The organism is Chryseobacterium sp. FR048, assembly GCF_056844665.1.
Window position 1 is genome coordinate 181,479 of record NZ_JBXDSE010000003.1, and the last position, 21,332, is coordinate 202,810.

Consider the following 21,332-nt stretch of genomic DNA (forward strand, 5'->3'; position numbering starts at 1 on the left):
TAAAATTCAAACTCTCTCCAACTTTTGAGTTTGATCCGTGAAATACAGTAATCTGTAGCTAATTTTAATACTGTTCCAACTTATTCTATTTCTTTTTTGTAATTTTATGTTATGAGGTTTGTATCTGGGAAGAAACCGTATGAAAATGACAGAGATTTTTAAAACATTTAAGCCACAGGATCCTATTGTAGCCCGATATGTTGATTATTATTATTTGGATATTAAACCTGAGAACACCATCAGGGAATTTAAATGTTTCCCTCATTTCAACAACACGATTTCTTTTTACCGATCTCACCGAATGACTTCTGACCGGAACATCCAATACATGAAAGATGAAGGCTGTCTTCAGATATTCACCCCGATCCGGGAGAATGTTCTGTATGTAAAACAGACGGGAATGATTCACCGGGTTTCCATTGTATTCAATCCTTTAGGAATACAGCAATTCTACCCTCATCTTGCCATAGACCATGAAATAACCGATTTTGAATTCTTTACCCCTTCAGAAACGGATCATCTTTTTACAACTGATGACACGTCTGTACTCTGCCGTTTACTGGATGAATATCTTTCTTCCCGATACCAGGAATACCGAAATGAGATCGTAAGCCAGGCCCTTCAACATCTATTTGAAAATTCGGAAGCTCTTTCCATGGAAGAACTGGCCAAAAAATTAGAAATCAGCCGCCGGCATCTTACCCGGATCTTTACATTACATTTTGGGGTATCTGCACAGAAATTTCAGAAGATCGTACTTTTCAGAAAGGTTTTGAATCATAAACTTTTTGATCAAAAACATGATAGCTTTACATCTGTAGCCCATGAGCACAATTTCAGTGATCAGGCACACTTCAATAAGATGTTCGGACAATTTACTCACCATTCGCCCAAACAGTTTTTAAAGAAAGGAACACTGCTGGGAACAGAAGATACTTTCTGGCATTTGCTGGAATAGCCCTGTTTTTGAAATGTCCTATTTTTACAAGTATAGGAAATCCTAAAGAAATATTTTTGTTTTTTTAACATCCATTATCCTAAAATTTTAAAAGACATGCAAAAAAGAATCTGTTTCACGCTCTTCATCCTTTTAGCATTATTCTCTGCGAAAGCCTTTGCACAGACCAACGATAATACTGAACTGAAACAAATGGCTGAAGAGGACCAAAAAGCAAGAATGACAGGTCAGATCAACTGGGCTATTTTAAACAAAGAGGACAGCCTGAGACGTATCCGGGTATTTGAACTTTTAAAGGAAAACAAAGTACAAACTGCCAACGACTATTTAAACTCAGGAATTATTTTCCAGCATGGTAATGATACGATAGCCTCCGGAATGGCTGTAAAAACCTTTAAGAAGGCAATTGAAATGAATCCGGACCTGAACAGATGGTGGTATGCTGCGGCAGTAGACAGAGATCTGATGCGTAAAGGAAAACCCCAGATCTACGGTACCCAGTATATTAAAAATAAAAAGACCGACGGCAAATGGCTCAGATATGAAATAGATACCACCCAGATAACTGATGAACAAAGGAAATATTACAGTGTAGAAACCTTAAAAGAGCAGGAGGAAAAATTAAGACAAATGAACCTGATCCCTGCGAATGAATACGCTAAAAACAAATCAATCAACAAGCTGATTGAATTCATCAGAACTGAGCACAAAAAGGGAATACAATCCCAATACAATGTTGGCGAGGAAGAGCTTAACGGTTTCGGTTATCAGCTTATCCAGGAAAATAAGATTCATGAGGCTCTGAGTATATTCAAACTGAACATCCAGCTTTTCCCTGACTCCTGGAATACGTATGACAGCTATGGAGAAGCTCTTTTAAAGGTCAATAAGAAGAAAGAAGCTGTAGAATATTATAAAAGATCTCTGAAACTGAATCCTGATAATGAAAATGCTAAAAAGGTTTTGAAAGAAGCTCTTTAAAGAAAAAAGAGGCCAAAAAACTTCTAGCACCTGACTATAATAGAAAAAAAGTAAAAAAAACTTCCGGGAATTAAAAAAATATAGTACTTTTGCACCACTTTAAAACAACGAAGTAATAAACAACAACATAATGGTTTCTTAGCTCAGTTGGTAGAGCAATGGATTGAAAATCCATGTGTCCCTGGTTCGATTCCTGGAGAAACCACTTGAAAGCCTCTGATTTTTCAGAGGTTTTTTTGTTTTTATTTGCCACGAATGCACGAATGATTTAAAATACGTTTATGTAACCGTTTTTGTCTTCTTTGTGCTTTAGTTTAGAGAGCATATTCATAATAACAGTATCTAAGTTTTTTTGATGCAAAGGAAGAGTGATTCGGGTGTTTTATTTTAGGAAGCTAAGAAGTGCGGCTTTGTCGCTGATGAAGCTTTACGGATATGTAGTTGCTTAGAAAGAATCAATGAAATTGATTCCATCCTTTGCTCCCTTGAAAATATGGATAAGAGGCTAAAAACTTTGCGTTAAATTAAATTTCATAAATACAATATCCCCCAGCTTTTGAGACTGATCCATTATTTCTCTTATTAATCCTTTTGTCTTGAAACAAAAGTATCCAAAAATTCAAGACTGGAATCATCTGCTAAAAATTGAGATTGACTCCTAAAATTTCCAAACTCGCATGGAATCAAACAAGTCTTCTTCGGGTCAAAGTCCTGCCATGCTCAGACAGTGGAAATTTTTTAACGGATTCAATCTCAATTTTTTTAACGCTCCTGTTTCCTAAGTCAGATAATCACCATCTATTAAGTTATCTATCTTAATCAGAAGAATAAGCTCAACCTTTATGCTAAAAACCCACAACTATAAAAATTTAATGATTTCCAACTTTTACGTCTGATCCTTCTTTACCTTTTATTCTTCTTTTACATTAGTCCTCAAATTTTGTATCTGGTCATGGTTATTTTAAGGGAGCAAAGAGGATGCGACTTTGTCGCTGATGAAGCTTTATGGATAGGGATGTATTTGCTCTTTTCTTATGAGGTAAGTAATATTTGTTTCTATTGTAGAGTCTATGGCTAAGGCTAAAAATGATCTCAAAATAAAATATTCTATACCATCTTCCAAAAAGTTTTGAGGCTGATCTTCAAAATGGGTTTTATTTTATGAAAAACAACTTGCTGACGGGCAGTTGGTTGGCATTAAAAATAAAAAAACTTCTTATATTTTTCAAAAAAACAACTGTAAAAACTTGCGTGGCATCACAAAATGTTATACTTTTGCATCACTTTAAAACAACGAAGTAATAAACAACAATATAATGGTTTCTTAGCTCAGTTGGTAGAGCAATGGATTGAAAATCCATGTGTCCCTGGTTCGATTCCTGGAGAAACCACTTGAAAGCCTCTGATTTTTCAGAGGTTTTTTTGTTTTTATTCGCCACTAATGCACGAATGACTTAGGATACGGGTATTTAACCGTTTTTGTCTTCTTTGTGCTTTAATATTCTTAATAACAAACAGTGGCTAAGTTTTTTTCACGCAAAGGATGAGTGATTCGGGTGTTTTATTTTAGGAAGCTAAGAAGTGCGACTTTGTCGCTGATGAAGCTTTACGGATGTGTAGTTGCTCTTTTCTTATGAGGTAGGCAGTATTTGTTTCCATTGTTGCAGAATATCTATAAATTCTTCCATCGGCATTTCTACAATAGGTTCATTTATAAGTATTTCGTTTTCAAGATAAAACATTCTGTCATCGGCATTGATATAACCATTTAAATCATCAAATGCGATCAATGTAAGCCAATTTCCTGTCACATTACGGGCACCCAACCCTTCCCAATCCCAATAGCCACCCAGCCTTGCCTCAATAAATGTATCTCTTAACTGAATATTGTTCCAATGATCTTCTAAATAGATTAATTCATTCAAACAATCCTTTAAGGTTTCCGGTTTATTAAAATTGCTATTCAATAAGTTTTCCAAATTGGCATAGTATGGATTATTGAAACTTATATGATGATTGATAATGGTAAAATCTTTTAAGTTCATATTGCCGGATAAAATGTTTATTTTTCAACTTTTACATCAATATTAATAGCGGGAGAGGCTAATGATGTCTTTTCCCAATTGCCATAATATTTTCTTCTAAATACATTTTTAAACAGGGCTCCGCTAATGAAAATATGACCTTTAAAGTAGTTCATAAACTGTATACTGACAAAAAAGTCATCGTTTACATAAATATCCTCATCACTTACATCAAGACTAAATGTATTCTCAACGATTGAGTTTTTTGTAATAACCGTTGTAATATCCTTATATAAGACCGATTGACCGGGAATACCGTTTTTATTGTCATATACATTCACCCTCAATTCGACAGGTACATCGGTTTCAAAATCGGCGATATTCAGGTTGATTTTTTGGATTTTCGCTTTCTTTTTATTTGAAAACTTAATAGCCAATTCGAGAGACTGCTCTTCTTTGTCTTTTTTTCTTTCAGGGTAAGTGGCAAACAGAATTTTCTTAGATTTAGAGTCTATTCCCCAATGTTTATCTTTATATTTTTTAGGGGTAATATCCACTGTCGCAATATCTTTTACTTTTTCTTTCAGGAGAATGGTGTGGCTGCTGTTTTGTAAAAAGTTCTTAATAGGAATGGTAAACTGATCAAAACCACCTACCTCAACCACTAAATTTAAATCTTTATTTACCGTACTCAGATCAAGGGTGTAGCTTCCATTTTCATCGGCAATGGTTCCGTTTTCTTCATTACCGATTCCAATTTTTGCATAGGGAAAAGGGGTATTATCATATCTGGATATTATTTTTCCTGTTATTACCTGAGCATTACAGAATATTCCTAGAAAAATTAAAAAGAAACAAGCTCTCATAGAAATTAGTTATTATATCATAAAAGCAGTAGTAAAAAGGTCTACATTATGTTTGGTAGCTCATTCAACCTATACTGCTCCGCATAATTATAATTTTTAATCAATATTCCGGCTGTATTTAATAAACTTTAACACACCAAGAAGTGTTTAAAATTTTCACCCTATTTATCTGTCTGAATAAACTCTTTCCATAAAAGAAGTATTTCCTTCATTTCATGTAACGGAACTTCTTCAATACAACGTTCTTCATTTTCATCTAAAAAACGTGCGGTTGTATCTGTATATCTTACTGTGAGGCTTTGAAGATAAATCTCAAGGCAATATTCAGGATCATACTTTCCCTCAGAAAAGATAAAATCAATATCTCCTATGATCTCATCTATATCCGAAACCGATGTAAAATGGTTAAGAAAATATCCCCAATAGTCATCAGAAACTTCATGTACAGCAATTTTCCGATGGAATTCTGTCCCATCATGAAGTCTCGTCATTTTATTTATAAAACTGATTTTATATTTCTCCAGTAAATGTGGTGTAGTCATACGTGAAATAGTCATTTACAATCTATAATGGTCAATCAAATTTCCCTCATCATCATATCGATACACCTCTTTGGTGGTGGGCCCTACTGAGTAGCAGGAATAAACAAGGATCCCGGCTTCATTGTACTCATTTTCCCATCCGATATGACTGCCTGAATTATATTCCATTTCTGCTTCAATGGTTCCATCCGGAAACTTATCAAATATCACATACCCTGTATACAAACGTCCATTATGCAGAACAAGGCAACTTCCGTCATAGTCATAATCCCCCCATTGAATATCATCAAAATCTACTCTTCTTTTGTCCGGTTCTTTTAAATTCATGATTATTTAAATGATGTTTTAAGTTTATTAAAACGGATTATAACCTTCCTTCTTTATACTGATTCTACGGTTTATAAATTCTGATAACGTCTTTCCTAACAGGTCCGAAATAAAAGGGATATTATAATCCTCACAAAACAGATAAGCCTGCCGGACGATGGGATCATCATCTTCATCAAGATAAACAAATAAGAACGATTCTTCATATGCCCAACACTCAATTACATAAAAGGGACGATGAATTGCTTTATTATATTCTTGCATCCATTCTCTTGGCTCTTCCTGAAGCTCATCAACCTCAAGGATATTATGACTCAGCACATAGCAACTTTTTCCAGCCAGGAACAAAAGTTCTCTTAATGCTTTAGGAAATAGCTTTCCGTTATTATAGACCGCTTCATGGTTTTCAATTTCGGAGATAGACATAGGTTTTATTCTTCCTTCATACTCCATATCTCCGGGGTAAGCTGCCGGATTGTCTTTTAAATAGGTTAGAATTTCAATATTCATGCTTTATTTCTTCTTCGTTTTTTGTGTCTAATCAATATAAGTTTCTAACGGAGTATTCATATCAAGAGCTTCCTGAAGGATATTTCTCAACTCTATAAAGTATATTTGCAATACCCCTTTGCTATCATCATATTCTTCACCTCCCACCCCTAAGGCTCTTAGATATTCTTCAGTCTCATAAAACGCTTTGTCTTCAAAAAATTTTTTGCCGCCAAATTTATCCAGAACAGAATCCAGTGGTTCATTCTGTAAGGCAGGAATAATAGCACGATCAATAAAGCAGATAGATTCCTGAATATCTTTTACAACAAAATGGGAAGTATCATTATCGGAAGTATAATCCTCTTGCGGAAGATCATATACCACTCTGTACACCCATTCTGAAAGGGTAGCATCAAAGAGTTTTTTATTCTCTTCAGGATTGATCTGTGTACCATAATACATCATCAACGCATAGGTTCCGAAGGATAGCTTTACCTCCGAATCATTGAGTTCAAAATATATTGTTCTTGTTTTCATTTAAAAGTTAGGAATAACGGGTTCCGCGTGGGTATAATAGTAAATTTCGTCATCAGAAAGTCCCATTTCTTCAAAGAAATTACCTGCAGCACGAAAGAACTGAGAAGCTGTATAGCTGAAGTCATTACTAAAAAGGAAACTATTCACATACACCACTTCAACTTCCCCATCTTCACCTAAACTGAAAAGAATTTCTGAGTCTTCCTCAAATACATCCTCCGGATCTCCCCATGGGATAGGCTTATTCCCGAATTTATAGATCTTCAGTCCTCTTTTAAGCTTGTGAGTGAGAGTATCATAAGTGATTATGGCTATTTCTTGTCCGTCAGAATCTAAAACAGTTTTTGAGTAGGTAGGGTATTGCTCCAAATGATCATAGCTCCTACCCTCCCAAATCGTATAGCCATTGACCTGTTGCTTATTATCTTTAATCGTCCATTTTAGATTTCTACCTAATGCTATAAGTACTTCCGTAACATTTTCCTCCGGAGATAAATAATAAGTACCACCCCAAAGCTGACATTCTCTATAGATTTCTTCTTTCTTTAAGACATTGTCTATCCATATATGTTTTCTATAATTTCCCAGCTTTAATGCTTCTTCCTCAGTAAGAAACTCTTCATCATAAGGATTTGTAAAAAAAATCATTTTTGCGCTCATTTCATTAGTTTTTTTATTCGTGATAGGAAAGGGTTTATTATTCCTCTAAATTTTGAAATTTCTGCCATAATCCATCGATTTTAGATGGTTCAGGAATGATAAATCCATTTAAAGCTTTTACATTAACCATCCTAATCTCTGTATGAAAGAGAAATGTTTAAGAATAGTAGTAATTGATATGCATATCATAAGCCTCATGATCCCAATTTCCCTGAAGCATTTCTATCAGGGCCTCTAAGATATTGATTAAGTCAGCTGTTGGAAAAGGTTTGTTATAAAATAGTTTAAAATCACCGTCCAATGTTGGGATAGATTGCAGTTCTGATAAAGAAATATAAGCCCCTTTATGATGAATGCTGTCTTTTACAATTTGAAGAATTTGAATCATTGTCTGCTCTTCTGAAGAATTTGATATATACTCATCCCAAAGAAAGGCAAACCAACCTCTCATTTTACCATTGATTACCATCAGATGATAATCTGTAAGAATTTCTTTCCGAATGAAAACATACTGATCTTTTTTAAGCTCTTCATGAATGTAATAAAAAGCCAACTCCATAAAAATATCTGATGTTATAAATCCTTTACCCTTATAGCCCATTAGTTCTGTTGCCATCTTTTACTCCTTTAATTTTATTAATTGATACTCCTTATAATTTATAATTAATATCCATGTAAAGATTGGTGGAGGTCCAGCTTCCATTGAGCATTTGTATAAGTGCATCCATAATTTTAATGAGTTCAGATGTTGGAAAAGGTTTACTGCTAAACAATCTTTCAAAGTCCGGATCATCTGTTGGAATAGATTTTAGCTCTGCTAAGCTAATCATGCTCCCTTTACTCAAAAGTGAAGCCTTTACGTTATGCAGTACCTGAATCATCGTTTGTTCATCATCTGTCCCTACCAGTTCTTCATCCCATAATAACACCAAAAATCCTTTGTCATACCCCTTGATACTTGAATCCAAAGTATCAAGCAAGTCTGTTTTGTTGACAAAAGTATATTGTGATTTCTTTAATTCTTCAGAAATATAAAAAATTGCTAACTGCATAAATGATTCACTGATATAGAACCCTTTTTTATCTTTATAATCTATGAATGTTGTTGCCATATTTTTTATTGTACATGGTTTTCTATCTCAGGAAATAATGGCAGAACATGGTTGTAATAGGTATCCGGATAATCATGATACCCTTTTTCCCGGCTTACTTCCTCAATGATTTCTATTGTTCCCTCTTTGTTATAGTAAAAGTTGGTGACAATATTCTCGTCATCGTCATATTGTATTTTTATGACAGTTTCCATTCTGATCTTCCCTGTCTGACCATCATAATCTCCAAAACAAATCGTTCTCCCTGTGGAAGCATGATCGATATTGAATGAACACAGCACTAATCCTTCATTTTTAAGATACCCCAGGACTTCTTCCATTATATAATCTCCCTGAACCTCTTTTCTTGTTACTACATCAATTCCGTTCAATGAAGGATATTGACCGAATATTTCTTCAATCGTTTCTCCTTCCTGATAAAATACAACATTCCATAATTCACCATTGATAAACTCTTCTTTACACTTTATTAAGGAATCTATTTTAATAATTTTGGTAAAATTCCGGGACGCCTGAGCCTGTTCTTCCGTAATGGGAATATTACGCTCGTTTTCATAAGTTATTGTTCTTTTCATTTCTGCAAAAATGAATTATTATTCTATGTCTGTGATACCTTTTTTGTTTTCGGTTACTTTATTACGCCTGTAAATCCAACATCTAGTCTATGGGCAACAAATCTGCGTTCTGATAGTATGGATGCTCTGATAAAAAGCCTGGAAAGAAAAATTCAATTTCACTATCCTTTATTGAATAATCATTTTCTGCAACAAACGGCGACCCTGCACCTCTCATAGAGGATAAGTGACCATTTGCACCGTATACGAATTCGAATTCTTCACGTTTTAATACCGGATCGTAATAGTATTTCCTTGTCAACGCCTGAGCCACATCATTCACAATTTCATCTTCTCTTTCGTAGATCAGTAATCCATCTTCATTCATCAACAAAGTGATCTGAAAATCTTCATATTCCCCTGTTGACAACAAAAATCTTCGAATTTCTTTTTTGTAGGTACCGATCTGTTCTGTTGTCCGCATTTCAAACCAGGTCAAATCCGGATAGCGGTTCACCAAGTCAGAAAGAATCAACTGATCATCTTCCGAAGTATCCAGATAATGGATCACCTTGATGAGAAGATTATTTTTGTACTCCTCCTTCCGAAAAACTTTACCATTGATCTCAAAAACTTTATGAAAGTTCAGGCTGCTTTCTGCCTGCTCAAAGGTAAGAGGTTTTTCAAACTCAGTCTCAAATCTTATATCTGTTGTCATATTCTATCATTGGATAAAAAGGAAATCCTCTGAAATGAGGGCAAAAAATAAAGCTTTCAATCTGATCAAAACTCAATAAACACCTCACTCCTTTTCTCCGTCCAAAATAGAGATTATCATTCTTACGGCAAAATCAAAATAAAATCAGCTGTTCAGCCAGCTCAGGCATTCTGCAATCTGAACCTTACTAATGAAGACCTCGGTATTCACTTCCGGTTCGGGAGAAAGTTTCAATTCTACTTTCTGGCTTGTGTGCTTGATAATGTCGGTAACAGATTCTTTATTGATAATAAATTTACGGTTTATTTTAAAGAAGACCTGTGGATTTAACTTTTGAATAATATCTTTAATGGTATCGTCATAGATATAGGTCTGATGATCCTTCGTCGTTAGAAAAAGGTATTTTCCGGATGCAAAAAAATAAGCGACATGATGCTCATCTATGGATCTCAGTTTGTTCCCTTCTCTTACCATAAAGCGTTTCATCACTTCAGAATCTCCGTTCTGTAAACTGGAAATAGACTTCAGCGTTGGCTCAGGATCAAAATTATTTCTTATAGAGATAAATTTCTGTAATGCCTTATGGAGATCTACTTCTTCGAAAGGTTTCAGAAGATAATCGATGGTAAAATGTCTGAAAACCCGCATCGCATATTCATCAAAAGCAGTAATGAAAATGATTGGGGTAAAAAGCTCTACCTGCTCAAAAATCTCAAGACTCATCCCGTCACCGAGATGAATATCCATAAAAACGAGATCTGCAGAATTGTTTTGAAAGAAATCAATTGCCTGTTTTTTTGAACGAAGAACCACTGTTTCAGTAACAGGAATGATGCTCTGTTTACCCAAAAGATCTTTCAGATAATTAACAGCCAGCAATTCGTCTTCTATAATGGCAATTTTCATAACGGTACAAAAGTACAAAAAAACCGCTAGAACGGTTAAGCTCTAGCGGTTTCAAGGATTGTTAATATGAAATTCTATAAATTAGGATTGTTCTTCTTCGCACTCATCGGATATTCTATCGTATATCTCGGGTCATTCTGCTGAAGAATATAGTCCTTACCATTCACAGTATGAATTATTTTTTTCTGATCAGCTCTTCTTAAATCGAACCAACGATGTCCCTCTGCTGCAAACTCTCTGAACCTTTCATCCAGAATAAAGTTCATAAATTCTGCAGCACTCATTGGAGCAACTGTTCCCTGAACAGCCGTATAACCAGTCGGTGTATATCTGTTTTTCACAACTTTAAGAAGTGCATCTTTCGCTTCATCAAGTCTGTTCAACTTCAATAATGCCTCAGATTTGATGAAATACAATTCAGAAGTTCTGAAAGACACTCTGAAATCAGCAGTTCCTTTTTTAATGATTTTATACTGATTGTTTTTCTTTTCAAAATAGATCCCGAATCTTTTGTCAGTAGCAGCATTATATTTTGAGATCAAATCCTGAGAGGCAAAGGATACATTTCTTTCCCCATCATCAAACACAACATCTAAAGCCATGATTGATTCTGCAGAACCATAATTATTTGGTAAAGTATTGGTAGTATTCAAATCTGTAAGAGTATTTTTCATTGCCAATACCTGCTCAGAATAATTTAAAGCTTTGTTCCAATCTCCCTGATAAAGAGCAATTCTCGCCTGAAAAGCTTTCACTGAAATCTTAGAAAATCTATAGCTGGCATTCAATGGCTGCTTTTCCTCGACTATAAAATCTTCGGCCTTTTTCATATCTGCAAGTACCTGATCATAAACCTCCTGAACTGTAGAAGGCTTCAATACTGCTTCCAGATCAATTTCCAGACTCAAAGGAACTCCTCTATCTACAGATGCTGTAGCACTATTATAGGGCTTTCCGTACAGATTGACCAGATCAAAATAAGCATAAGCACGCAATGCATAGGCTTCTGCCAAAATCTGTTGTTTTTCTGGGGAATCAATCATTGTTTTAGTCCCTTCATTGATGATCTGGTTCAGATAGAAGATCACCGAATAAAATTGTACCCATGAAAACTCCTTTGTAGCAGCATCATTGTTCGTATCTTTCCACATGGCAATCTCACGGTATACATTAAACTCATTCAGAGTTTCATCCAGAGCGGTTTCATCTGTACGAATAGCTGTCAGAGATTTATGTGTCGGATATTTTGCATAAGCCGAGGTAAGTACTTTTCTGTAATCTTCAACAGTAACTGGGATTACTTTACCATCAGGTTGAATATCTAAAAATCTATCACATCCGATATTGGTAAAGCTGATCACTGCCAATGCGATAAATGCTGTTATTTTTCTCATTTTTTCCAAGTTTTAAAAAGAAACATTAAATCCTACTGTAACTGACTTTGCAATAGGCTGTGCGTAAATATTACCATAGGTTTCAGGATCGAAATATCCTTTATATCCATTACTGAATACAAACAGGTTACGACCTTCAACACTCAGTCTCAGACTGCTGATTCCCATAGGACTCGTAAATTCTTTAGGAAGAGTGTACCCTAAACGGATGCTACTGATTCTTAGATAGCTTACTTCTTTCGCCCACAAATCAAGTAGACCATATGCATTCGAAGGATTATTCATCAACCATTTATTTCCCATCCAGCCAGGGTTGCTTTCCATTTCTGAACCTGTAATCCCCGGAAGCGTAGTTCCTGCTTCATAGATATCTCTTGTATAGTTTCTCCCTCTATCCAGTTCCATTCCTCTATAGGAAGGTGATCTCATCACTGTCTGTTTGAAACTGAAAGTAGCAGAAACCGTAAGGTCAAAATTATGAACTTTAAAGGTGTTGATAATACCTCCTGTAAACTTAGGATCCCTGTCTCCGATATAGGTGAAAAGGTTTCTCATCTCTGCCTGTGTAAGTTTCGAATCTACAAGCTGCCCTGGAAGAAACTCTTCATACACATCATAAAGCTTAAAGAAATCTTCTATTTTTACCTTCTCATTTCCTTTCCAGAACATCGGATTTCCGTTTTCATCCATTCCCGCCGTTTTCAAAGCAAAAACAGCATTCACAGGAAGACCTTCTCTGGAAGGAAGGAAAGAATTATCACGAGGCTGCTCACTCAATACTTTACTCTTGTTGTGAGCGAAATTAATGGTGGTAGACCATTTAAAATTTTCTTTATTGATATTTTTTGTAGACAACGCTACTTCAAAACCTTTGTTTGAAAGACTTCCCCAGTTCATCATCGTATAATTGAATCCACTTTCAAGAGGTGTATCTTTCATGCTGATCATATCCGTTCCTTTTCTGTTGTAAACATCCATTGTAAGGTTGATACGGTTCTGGAACAATCCCAGATCAAGACCAAAGTTAACGTTAGTTGTCTTTTCCCAACGAAGCTTATCATTAGGAGGACTGATCACGTTGATCACATCTTCTTTTGTACCTGGCAGAATGACAGAGGTATTGTATTCACCAATAAAGAATGGTGATGTATTACGGTCAATATTCCCCTGAAGACCATATGAAGCTCTCAATCTAAAATTTGAAATCGTATTGATATTCTTCATGAAGTTTTCTCTGCTCACCAGCCATGATCCTGAAACGGCCCATATCGGAAGATATTTATACTTCTTATTGACCCCGAATAAATTGGTTCCGTCATATCTTACACTTCCAAAGAAGGTATATTTCTGATCGAAAGTATATGATGCTGTCGCAAACATAGATGCATAGGCATTTTCTGCAGTAGGCAACTCACGGTAGGTCTCATATTTTTTATCCGCAGCAAAGTTAGAGTTCGGGAAAATAATCGGAACCCCTGTTTTAGTAAGGTTATCAAAACCAAAAGCTCTTGTTACCGTCGTTTTATCTTCGGTTTTACGGATCTCCGTTCCGGCCATTAAATCAATCTCATGCACCGAATTGATCTTTGTACTGTACATCCCCTGCAACTTCCAGTTGTATTGGAAAAACTCATTATCCCAATTTTGCTTCACACCACCTTTTGGCAGGAAGTAATTGAAAACCCCGTCTTTATAATAACGAGTACCTTCCCGCATCTTTCTGGTATAATAAGTGTTCTCAGCAGCGAATTTATCCGTTTTATTGGTATCATACTGAAGTCCGATCTGTGAAGTAAATTTCAAGCTTTTTGAAACTTTATATTCCAGGTCGAATATGGCTTTTAATGAATGATTTTTCAGCGTATAATTTGTATTGTTTCTTTCCTCAAGGAAGTTGAAAGGAACATATGCATCTCTCATCCCGTCCATATCCTGATCATACCTGTAGCTTCCATCCGGGTTGTAGGGTGTCAGATAAGGATTGGCATTTCTTGAATAATTGATAGGGCTGGCTGACGCATCAGCATCCGTCATAAATGATGAACGCTCACTTTGAGTACCAAAAATAGAGATTCCTGCATTTAATTTATCGCTTAATTTATAGTTGTTCTTTAAGGTCAGGTTATAACGTTTAAACCCTGTACCGATCGTTGTTCCTTCTTCATCGAAGTATCCCAATGAGAAATAATAATCTGAACGGTCGCTCCCTCCGGAAATACTCAATCCATACTGCTTATTGATCGCATTTCTGTACAACAGTTTCCCCCAATCTGTATTGCTGTTTCTCAAAACATCAAGTTGCTGGCGGGTCAACGGATTCAAAGCATCAACTCCTCCTGCTCTGAAAGCATCAAGCTGGTTATTTTTCGTTAAGATTCTCATTACTTCTCCTTTATCAGCACGGTAAGTAAGATCAGTACGTCTGGCAAGCATGAGCTCAAAATCAACTTTCTCAGAAGCGTTCATCAGATTTAGCTTATCAAAATCAGGGCGGGATGTGATAAAAGTATCTGCTGAAAAATTGACTTTTATGCTTCCTTTTTTCCCTCTTTTTGTGGTAATGGAGATTACTCCGTTGGCAGCTCTCGCTCCATAGATTGCTGTTGCAGCGGCATCCTTCAAGATGGTAATATCCTCAATGTCATTAGGATTCAGTCCGGCAATAGAAAAATTCTGAAGCTGGTCAATATTATCTTTATCACTAAAATTAGGAACATCATTTCCCTCTAAAGGAAGACCATCCACTACCCATAGCGGATCCTGTGGTCCGGATAATGATGCTGTTCCACGTATTCTGATTTTTGCAGGACCTCCTGGAGATCCTGTTTCAGGAGTAACTACCACCCCGGCAATCTGCCCTGATAACATCTGATCAACACTGGCAACACCAGACTGACCGATGGCGTCCATCTTCACCGTAGAAACGGCTGAAGTCTGTTTACGTTTTTCAATCTTCTGATACCCGGTAATGATCACCTCCTGGATCTTATTTTTATCTGAAACTTCAGGAACCAATCTCACTGTATAATTGGTACGGTCTTCATTGATCTGAATGATTCTGGACTCATATCCCGGATAGCTCACCAATATGGTTTTGGTATCTACCGGAATTTCCAGCATGAATTTTCCGTCTTTATCAGTCACTGTACCTACCGATACACTTTCAATGATTCCGGTAAGGTCGGTTTTGGTAGAAACAGATTGTGTTTCTATTTTTATAGATGCACCGGCTATGATAGCAGAAGTATTTCCGTCTTCTATTTTTCCGGTGATGGTTTTCTTTTGTTGAGCCAATGCAATATTAGCAGCTAAAAGGGGTAAAAGTATTAGAGTTTTTTTCATTGCCTGTTATTTGTTTAAAGCCTCTTCAATACGAATAATTAAGTCTGTGTAATGTGCTCTGGAAGCATCATCTCCTCTGTATCTGGTTCTGTTCAGCAGATCAAGAACCTTCTGCAGTTCCGCTCTCTTGTAAGTAGTCACTTCAGATACTCTTTTCATGGATGAATAATTGATATTCCTGATACTTCTGTCTTCCCCGTGGAAGTTGCAGATCATCGGTATATTCAGCGTGTTGTCTACTTTCAGTCCTTTCACAGCAGTCTTTTCAAATAATTTATTGACTGATACGATAAGGGCATCCACATAGTTTTTCTGTGTCATCCTTTCAAGAATAGTCAGCGTCCCTTTTTTGTTGAAGATTGAGCTTCTTACCTGGTCAAATAAGTTTTCTACCGTATAGATTTCTTCTTTTGACCCTGAAATCTCGTGTTTCACTTCATTTTCAAGTAACCTCAGCAATCTGTCATCCATAAACAGGGAATAGATATTCGCATACTGCATTCCTCTGGCTAAAGTGTACGGAGTCTGCTCGAAAGGTCCCATCGGTGAGTTCTTAACCGGGTAAGTCTTTTCTGTAATCGGATTAAAGAATAGCCATTCCGGAAGATTGATCGCGTTTTTCACAAGATAATCTACAGCTCTCTTCTGGGTTTCAGCCGGAACTGCTTCATATGCTTTTTTCTTACTTCCGAAATTTGTGTTGTTCAGATAAATTCCACCTACATTTGCCATCACATGACCTGTATACAGATCCCATTGTCCGATTACCCCAAAATACAGTTTACCTGCATCTGTGTAGCTTTTACCATCTTCATACGTCCATTGTAAAAGATTATTGACAACAACTTTCAGGTTTTTCAATCCATATTCGCTGGCTTTCATCGCATCGTCACCCAAATCTTCAGATTGAGAACGTGGATCGATGGTTTCTAAATAACTTTGTTGCTCACCATAGAAATACAAAGGATCATCCTGATGTTTTTCTATTAAATTTCTAAGTGCTTTTTTCTCAGAGAATTCATCCGGATACCATCTGTAGCCCCATTCTATGGCATATTTATCATAAATTCCGATTTTTGGAGTGATGGCAGTTACCCCATCTTCCGGCTGTGCCACATAATTGTAACGGGCATAGTCCATAATAGACGGAGCTGTTCCGCCCATTTTATCGGTGAATTCTTTTGAACGAAGTGATTCTACAGGAAATGCAAAAGAAGATCCCATATTATGCTTCAGTCCGAAAGTATGTCCTACTTCATGAGATGAAACAAATCTGATAGCCTCGCCCATATATTCATCACTGAATTTATTTCCTCTCGCTTTCGGGTCTATAGGACCGATCTGAATTCTCATCCACTCCTGAAGAGAAGTCATTACATTGTGCCACCAGATAATATCTGCTTCAATGATTTCACCACTTCTAGGGTCTACCACAGAAGGTCCCATCGCATTTGACTTTGGAGAAGCCGCATACGTAATCACCGAATATCTTACATCATCAATATCGAAATCTTCATCTTTTTCATCCGGCATTTTTGCGATAACAGCATTTTTGAAACCCGCCTGCTCAAAAGCAGCCTGCCAGTCATAGACTCCCGCGATGATCTTTTCACGCCATTGCTTTGGTGTTGCAGGATCAATATAATAAACGATCGGCTTTTTCGGCTCTACCAACTCACCTCTCAGATATTTTTCTTTGTCTTCGTCTTTCGGCTCCAGATTCCATCTGGTAATGAAGAATTTCTCATCCATTTTCTGCTGACGGTCATTGAATGCCCAATGCTTCTCACTGAAAAACCCTACTCTCTGGTCAGAGATCCTCGGTTTCATAGGGGTTTTGGAAAGCAACACAATATTAGTAGTTACTCCCAATGTCACCGGAAGGTCTACACCACCTTCATTCACAGAAGTGGTCAGCTGGGATTTCACCACAAGATTCTGAGGAAATGTTTTTACCCCCTCGATATACGAAAGGCTTGATTTCACAGATCCGCCCAGGCCTACATTCGCAAGAACATCATTAAAGCTCTTTTGATTCCCGTCAAAAACTTTGTTCACTTTAATCGCTACTGCGGTAGAGTCATTGTTTTGAGCCTCAATATCAAAAACCTCGATCACAGATTCCGAAAAGTTATCTTTTACAGATTTTGTAATCGCATCGTTTTTAGGGGATGATACTTTGACGTCTGAAGTTTTAACCCAAATCTTTTTGGCTACATTGTCACGGTGAAAAGAAATGATCTTATTCTCATAATTCATTCCTTTGTTCAGTCCCGCCTCATTCACCTGCATCGGCACCTGAGACAGCTTATTGACTACCAGAAACTGACGCCCCATCAAACTGTCCTGAATCTCAAAATAAACATCCGTTTTTACCTGAATTGTATTGAAAAGTCCTTTCTTATAAGTTCCTTTCTTGATCAGGTCTTCAATTTTTTTGGTCTTCTTTGATGATGAAACCTCAGTCTTATCAGTTTTGTCTTTGTTGACTTTTACTGTATCTTTTTTCTGAGCCATTGCCATTGGTGAAGCTATAGCCAGTCCTAAATACAGCGCCAGTCTGTAATTCTTCATTAAAATAGTCCGATTCATTCCAAATAGTAAATATCTTAGTTTCAGCTGGCAAAGCTATAGGTAAAGAAATAATAAGGGGTATTGTTAGGGAGTGAGCGGTTGGTTTTCGGGAGTGAATGGATTTTTATTTTCACGTTAATAATGGTAAAAAACATACAAAATACTCACCATCTACAGATATATTTAGAGAATTAACCCTAAAATATTCATAAATTTGTTTCAAATAGTCAATTCCGAACTTCTCTCCCTGAACAGCCTCTGTTTTAGGCTGCCAGGTATTCTTTACAATAATCCCGTCCTCACCCACTATAATGATGATTTCCAAAGGCTGATCAATGGTTGCAATATTGTGTTTAATCGCATTTTCCGTAACAACCTGAAGGGATAGATAAGGGATTTTCTTCTCTAAACTTTCTTCATGACTGATGATCAGTTCAAAATTCAGCTCTTCATCAAACCGGCTTTTCAGAAGCTCCATATATTTCTGGATAAAACTGATTTCCTGTGAAACCGGAACAATATTCTCTTTCGGAGGTACAATCAGGTATCGGTAGATCTTAGAAAGATTCATTGTGAATTTCTGAGCGTTATCTTTATTGATTCCAATCAGCATATACAGTGAATTCAGGGAGTTGAAAAGAAAATGAGGATTGATGTTATTCTTAAGCTGCTGCAGCTGATTGATCACTTCAGCTTTGTACATTTTCTCATTCTCTATCAGCAGCAGGTTCTTTTCAGACTGTATTTTTTCTTTCTCTTTATACGCAATATTAGCCGATCTCTGGAAGAGAATAAAAACCGTTACAATAAGAAACAGAGCTGCCATGAAAATATAGATGGTATAGGTTCTTACCTTGTACACATTTTCATCAATAATAAAGTTGACATGATTTACAACGGTATATCCATCGAAATTCTCTGTTTTTAGCGGTTTTATAAATCGTGTCACCTCAACCCCCAAGTACTCAGAAATTGCAGTTCCTTGTGTATATCCTGTCTGTGACCTGCTGCACAGGGTATCTTTAGATTTAATATCTGTAAACTCCGCAATATTTTTTCCAAGGTATTTCTTTTCCGGATGGGTAATACAGATCCCTTCTTTGGTAAAGACATACGCATAGGTATTGGAGTTTTTATCTACATTGATGAAATATTGGTGAAGATCATCAAGACTTACGGAAGACCCATAATACAGCATATTTTTATTGGGCATCATCAGAGAATCATAGCTCATCCAGTACAAACTATCTCTATGATTAATCAGAAGATCTTTAAAATATCCGGAACCATTGTTCCTAAGGGTAACCGATTTTTCTCTGTTCTCATTATTTTTGAAAATATCAGACAGAGGGTTGTTGGTCTCAGATTTTCCGGTAATATTACTGTCATAGTAATACCAGCTGTACGCCAGCAGATTCCGTTTTTTGTTAAGATCGTTTAAAACTGAAGAATAGTCTTTATAGTTTTTCAGACCGTCTTTGCGAATCAGAGCCCGAAGCAGATACTGATAATCTTCAATATTTCTGAATTCTTTTTCTATCGATTCATATTTACGGAAGAAGGTTCTTCGTGCAAAATCTTCAGTATTTTTCCGGCTGTCACGGGTAATCAAAAAGCTTAAAACAGCAAATGCCACCACAGCGATCAGACAGACGGACAGGGCGGTAATATAAACGGATTTTTGAGTTAGGGCGTGCTTAAAATTCAATTTCTTCTACATTCTTATTTCTCCAAAAAGTATATCAGAGGATTTTAACTTCTCGGAGCGTCTCTTCTACAGATAACTTATTAATTTGCAAAAATATAACAAAGTTTTCAGTACCAAAAAGTGAATTATTTATATCTTGAAATTTCTGGCTGAAAGGGTTATTTTTCAGATAAAACAGATGCTTTCAAGGACCTGTTTTCAAGAAAAAACTCAATATGGCAGTTTTAGTTATTCAGTTTTTGTAAGACTTAATCCATAAGTTTTCAGACTGAGAAAAATGAATTGGCTTATAACTTAGAAATAAAACAGCGCTTTTTTCATTTTAGTTTTTTCAGATCCGGAAAGTAGAAAAGCGGTAAACAGAAGTCTTAAAATTAGTTAATATCACCGTCGACCAGAAGATTCAGCATTTTATGTTTTGAAAATTAATTATCTTCGCCTACAAATCTTATTTGAAAATGAAGAAGATCATCTCCGGGATATCTATTTTTTGCTCTATTGTTATCTCCGCTCAGGAGACTGCAATCCAGTTCCAGGAACTGCCATTCAAGGATATTATAGCCAAAGCTAAAAAGGAAAAGAAACTGGTTTTCATTGATGCTTATGCGGCATGGTGTGGTCCGTGCAAAATGATGGAGAAAAATGTTTTTACACAGAAGTCCGTAAGTGATTATTACAACACCAACTTCGTCAATGCAAGATTTGACATGGAAAAAGGGGAAGGCAGAGACATCGCTGCTAAGTATGGCGTTCGTTCCTATCCTACTTATCTTTTCCTGAACGGTGAAGGAGAGCTTGTGTCCCAAAACACCGGTTATATGGAGGGAAGCCTCTTTGTAGCAATGGCACAGGATATTAATTCGCCCGGAAATAAAAAAGGATCTCTTAAAGAAAGGTTTGCCAGCGGAGAAAAAGATCCTGAATTCCTGATCAACATTATGAAACTCAATTCCAATACCGATTATGAGTTCGCTAAAAAAGCTTCTGAAAGGTATTTTGAGAATAAAAAGAAAACCGAAGAAATCACTAAGGATGAAATTGGTCTCCTACTCTATTTCATAAAATCGTCTGAAGATAACAACTATAATGTCTTTACGGCCAGAAAAGCGGAAATCATTAAGTTTTTACCTGAGGAAACTTATAATGAATTTAATGCCCAGCTTAGATTGGCAAAAGTAGTGGAACAGTCTATTGATGATAAAAACAAAAAGATCAATGACGACTATTTCATGAAAACAGCCGAGCCATTGGTAGGAAAGCAGGCAGCTATGACAAAGCTCAATCAAACCAAGCTCAGCTATTATGAACAAAATGCCAATTTCCCTGAATATGAAAAAGCGGCTTTAGAATATTATAAAAATGCGGATGCGTTTGATCCTAATGAACTTTTAAGAGCAGCATGGGTGTTTGTGGATCATGTAAAAACGCCTGCATCACTAAAGAAAGCTACAGAATGGGCAGAAAAATCTGTCATGAGAGGTGAAACTTCGGAAAACACTTATATCCTTGCCAAACTTTACTACCTAACCGGCAATAAGGAAACAGCAAAAAATTATGCAGAAATGTCTAGGAATATGGCATTACAGACGAATAAAGATTCTAAACTAGCAGACGAATTATTAAAGCAGATAAAATAA

At 36.3% G+C, this 21,332-nt stretch carries 19 protein-coding genes and 2 tRNA genes; 5 read left to right on the forward strand and 16 right to left on the reverse strand.

The window, feature by feature from the left end; all coding sequences use genetic code 11:
• The first annotated feature begins 145 nt into the window (after positions 1-145).
• The 4 genes from AC106K_RS10140 (at position 146) to AC106K_RS10155 (ending at position 3,330) form a co-directional block, all read left to right on the forward strand.
• Positions 146-958, forward strand: a complete 813-nt coding sequence (locus AC106K_RS10140) for a helix-turn-helix domain-containing protein (protein ID WP_482445024.1) — start codon at positions 146-148, stop codon at positions 956-958.
• Between the two features lie 96 nt (positions 959-1,054).
• Positions 1,055-1,939, forward strand: coding sequence for a tetratricopeptide repeat protein (locus AC106K_RS10145; RefSeq protein WP_482445026.1), 885 nt, complete (start codon positions 1,055-1,057; stop codon positions 1,937-1,939).
• Between the two features lie 132 nt (positions 1,940-2,071).
• Positions 2,072-2,144: transfer RNA gene (locus AC106K_RS10150), tRNA-Phe, on the forward strand.
• A gap of 1,113 nt (positions 2,145-3,257) precedes the next feature.
• A tRNA-Phe gene (locus AC106K_RS10155) sits at positions 3,258-3,330 on the forward strand.
• Positions 3,331-3,570: 240 nt separating this feature from the next.
• On the opposite strand, the gene AC106K_RS10160 is transcribed toward AC106K_RS10155, so the two are convergent.
• From AC106K_RS10160 to AC106K_RS10235, 16 genes are all read right to left on the reverse strand, one after another.
• Entirely contained in the window at positions 3,571-3,984 is a 414-nt protein-coding gene (locus AC106K_RS10160; protein WP_482445028.1) for a hypothetical protein, read from the reverse strand.
• Between the two features lie 17 nt (positions 3,985-4,001).
• Positions 4,002-4,829 (reverse strand): carboxypeptidase-like regulatory domain-containing protein, encoded by an 828-nt coding sequence (locus tag AC106K_RS10165; RefSeq protein ID WP_482445030.1) that lies wholly within the window; start codon positions 4,827-4,829, stop codon positions 4,002-4,004.
• Between the two features lie 161 nt (positions 4,830-4,990).
• A complete protein-coding gene (locus AC106K_RS10170) occupies positions 4,991-5,320 on the reverse strand; it encodes a hypothetical protein (protein ID WP_482445031.1) in 330 nt (109 codons plus the stop codon).
• A gap of 66 nt (positions 5,321-5,386) precedes the next feature.
• Positions 5,387-5,698 carry a hypothetical protein gene (locus tag AC106K_RS10175; RefSeq protein ID WP_482445033.1) on the reverse strand — a complete coding sequence of 104 codons (312 nt, stop codon included), beginning with the start codon at positions 5,696-5,698 and terminating at the stop codon, positions 5,387-5,389.
• Positions 5,699-5,725: 27 nt separating this feature from the next.
• Positions 5,726-6,208 carry a hypothetical protein gene (locus tag AC106K_RS10180; protein ID WP_482445036.1) on the reverse strand — a complete coding sequence of 161 codons (483 nt, stop codon included), beginning with the start codon at positions 6,206-6,208 and terminating at the stop codon, positions 5,726-5,728.
• A 27-nt stretch (positions 6,209-6,235) separates the two neighbouring features.
• A complete protein-coding gene (locus AC106K_RS10185) occupies positions 6,236-6,727 on the reverse strand; it encodes a hypothetical protein (RefSeq protein WP_482445038.1) in 492 nt (163 codons plus the stop codon).
• Positions 6,728-7,387 (reverse strand): hypothetical protein, encoded by a 660-nt coding sequence (locus AC106K_RS10190; protein ID WP_482445040.1) that lies wholly within the window; start codon positions 7,385-7,387, stop codon positions 6,728-6,730.
• Positions 7,388-7,544: 157 nt separating this feature from the next.
• Complete coding sequence (locus AC106K_RS10195; RefSeq protein ID WP_482445042.1) at positions 7,545-8,003, reverse strand: hypothetical protein; 459 nt, start codon at positions 8,001-8,003, stop codon at positions 7,545-7,547.
• 34 nt (positions 8,004-8,037) lie between these two features.
• Positions 8,038-8,499, reverse strand: coding sequence for a hypothetical protein (locus AC106K_RS10200; protein WP_482445044.1), 462 nt, complete (start codon positions 8,497-8,499; stop codon positions 8,038-8,040).
• Positions 8,500-8,504: 5 nt separating this feature from the next.
• Positions 8,505-9,074 (reverse strand): hypothetical protein, encoded by a 570-nt coding sequence (locus AC106K_RS10205; RefSeq protein WP_482445046.1) that lies wholly within the window; start codon positions 9,072-9,074, stop codon positions 8,505-8,507.
• An 82-nt stretch (positions 9,075-9,156) separates the two neighbouring features.
• Positions 9,157-9,771 (reverse strand): hypothetical protein, encoded by a 615-nt coding sequence (locus AC106K_RS10210; protein ID WP_482445048.1) that lies wholly within the window; start codon positions 9,769-9,771, stop codon positions 9,157-9,159.
• A 144-nt stretch (positions 9,772-9,915) separates the two neighbouring features.
• A complete protein-coding gene (locus AC106K_RS10215; RefSeq protein WP_482445049.1) occupies positions 9,916-10,677 on the reverse strand; it encodes a LytR/AlgR family response regulator transcription factor in 762 nt (253 codons plus the stop codon).
• A gap of 74 nt (positions 10,678-10,751) precedes the next feature.
• On the reverse strand, positions 10,752-12,071 hold the full coding sequence (locus AC106K_RS10220) for a RagB/SusD family nutrient uptake outer membrane protein (RefSeq protein WP_482445050.1): 1,320 nt from the start codon (positions 12,069-12,071) through the stop codon (positions 10,752-10,754).
• 12 nt (positions 12,072-12,083) lie between these two features.
• Positions 12,084-15,413: a SusC/RagA family TonB-linked outer membrane protein gene (locus AC106K_RS10225; protein ID WP_482445052.1), complete on the reverse strand. Its 3,330-nt coding sequence runs from the start codon at positions 15,411-15,413 to the stop codon at positions 12,084-12,086.
• Positions 15,414-15,419: 6 nt separating this feature from the next.
• Positions 15,420-18,005 carry a zinc-dependent metalloprotease gene (locus tag AC106K_RS10230; protein ID WP_482445054.1) on the reverse strand — a complete coding sequence of 862 codons (2,586 nt, stop codon included), beginning with the start codon at positions 18,003-18,005 and terminating at the stop codon, positions 15,420-15,422.
• 112 nt (positions 18,006-18,117) lie between these two features.
• Entirely contained in the window at positions 18,118-19,695 is a 1,578-nt protein-coding gene (locus AC106K_RS10235; protein WP_482445056.1) for a histidine kinase, read from the reverse strand.
• 458 nt (positions 19,696-20,153) lie between these two features.
• Here AC106K_RS10235 and AC106K_RS10240 point away from each other — a divergent pair, with 458 nt between their 5' ends.
• A complete protein-coding gene (locus AC106K_RS10240) occupies positions 20,154-21,332 on the forward strand; it encodes a thioredoxin family protein (RefSeq protein ID WP_482445058.1) in 1,179 nt (392 codons plus the stop codon).

What these genes read in the sequence shown, in the direction of transcription:
- AC106K_RS10195 (WP_482445042.1), bottom strand. Translation starts at nt 8,003, where the DNA reads ATGGCAACAGAACTAATGGGCTATAAGGGTAAAGGATTTATAACATCA.
- AC106K_RS10230 (WP_482445054.1), bottom strand. Translation starts at nt 18,005, where the DNA reads ATGAATCGGACTATTTTAATGAAGAATTACAGACTGGCGCTGTATTTA.
- AC106K_RS10185 (WP_482445038.1), bottom strand. Translation starts at nt 6,727, where the DNA reads ATGAAAACAAGAACAATATATTTTGAACTCAATGATTCGGAGGTAAAG.
- AC106K_RS10210 (WP_482445048.1), bottom strand. Translation starts at nt 9,771, where the DNA reads ATGACAACAGATATAAGATTTGAGACTGAGTTTGAAAAACCTCTTACC.
- AC106K_RS10215 (WP_482445049.1), bottom strand. Translation starts at nt 10,677, where the DNA reads ATGAAAATTGCCATTATAGAAGACGAATTGCTGGCTGTTAATTATCTG.
- AC106K_RS10140 (WP_482445024.1), top strand. Translation starts at nt 146, where the DNA reads ATGACAGAGATTTTTAAAACATTTAAGCCACAGGATCCTATTGTAGCC.
- AC106K_RS10160 (WP_482445028.1), bottom strand. Translation starts at nt 3,984, where the DNA reads ATGAACTTAAAAGATTTTACCATTATCAATCATCATATAAGTTTCAAT.
- AC106K_RS10220 (WP_482445050.1), bottom strand. Translation starts at nt 12,071, where the DNA reads ATGAGAAAAATAACAGCATTTATCGCATTGGCAGTGATCAGCTTTACC.
- AC106K_RS10170 (WP_482445031.1), bottom strand. Translation starts at nt 5,320, where the DNA reads ATGACGAGACTTCATGATGGGACAGAATTCCATCGGAAAATTGCTGTA.
- AC106K_RS10165 (WP_482445030.1), bottom strand. Translation starts at nt 4,829, where the DNA reads ATGAGAGCTTGTTTCTTTTTAATTTTTCTAGGAATATTCTGTAATGCT.
- AC106K_RS10175 (WP_482445033.1), bottom strand. Translation starts at nt 5,698, where the DNA reads ATGAATTTAAAAGAACCGGACAAAAGAAGAGTAGATTTTGATGATATT.
- AC106K_RS10145 (WP_482445026.1), top strand. Translation starts at nt 1,055, where the DNA reads ATGCAAAAAAGAATCTGTTTCACGCTCTTCATCCTTTTAGCATTATTC.
- AC106K_RS10205 (WP_482445046.1), bottom strand. Translation starts at nt 9,074, where the DNA reads ATGAAAAGAACAATAACTTATGAAAACGAGCGTAATATTCCCATTACG.
- AC106K_RS10180 (WP_482445036.1), bottom strand. Translation starts at nt 6,208, where the DNA reads ATGAATATTGAAATTCTAACCTATTTAAAAGACAATCCGGCAGCTTAC.
- AC106K_RS10190 (WP_482445040.1), bottom strand. Translation starts at nt 7,387, where the DNA reads ATGAGCGCAAAAATGATTTTTTTTACAAATCCTTATGATGAAGAGTTT.
- AC106K_RS10225 (WP_482445052.1), bottom strand. Translation starts at nt 15,413, where the DNA reads ATGAAAAAAACTCTAATACTTTTACCCCTTTTAGCTGCTAATATTGCA.
- AC106K_RS10200 (WP_482445044.1), bottom strand. Translation starts at nt 8,499, where the DNA reads ATGGCAACAACATTCATAGATTATAAAGATAAAAAAGGGTTCTATATC.
- AC106K_RS10240 (WP_482445058.1), top strand. Translation starts at nt 20,154, where the DNA reads ATGAAGAAGATCATCTCCGGGATATCTATTTTTTGCTCTATTGTTATC.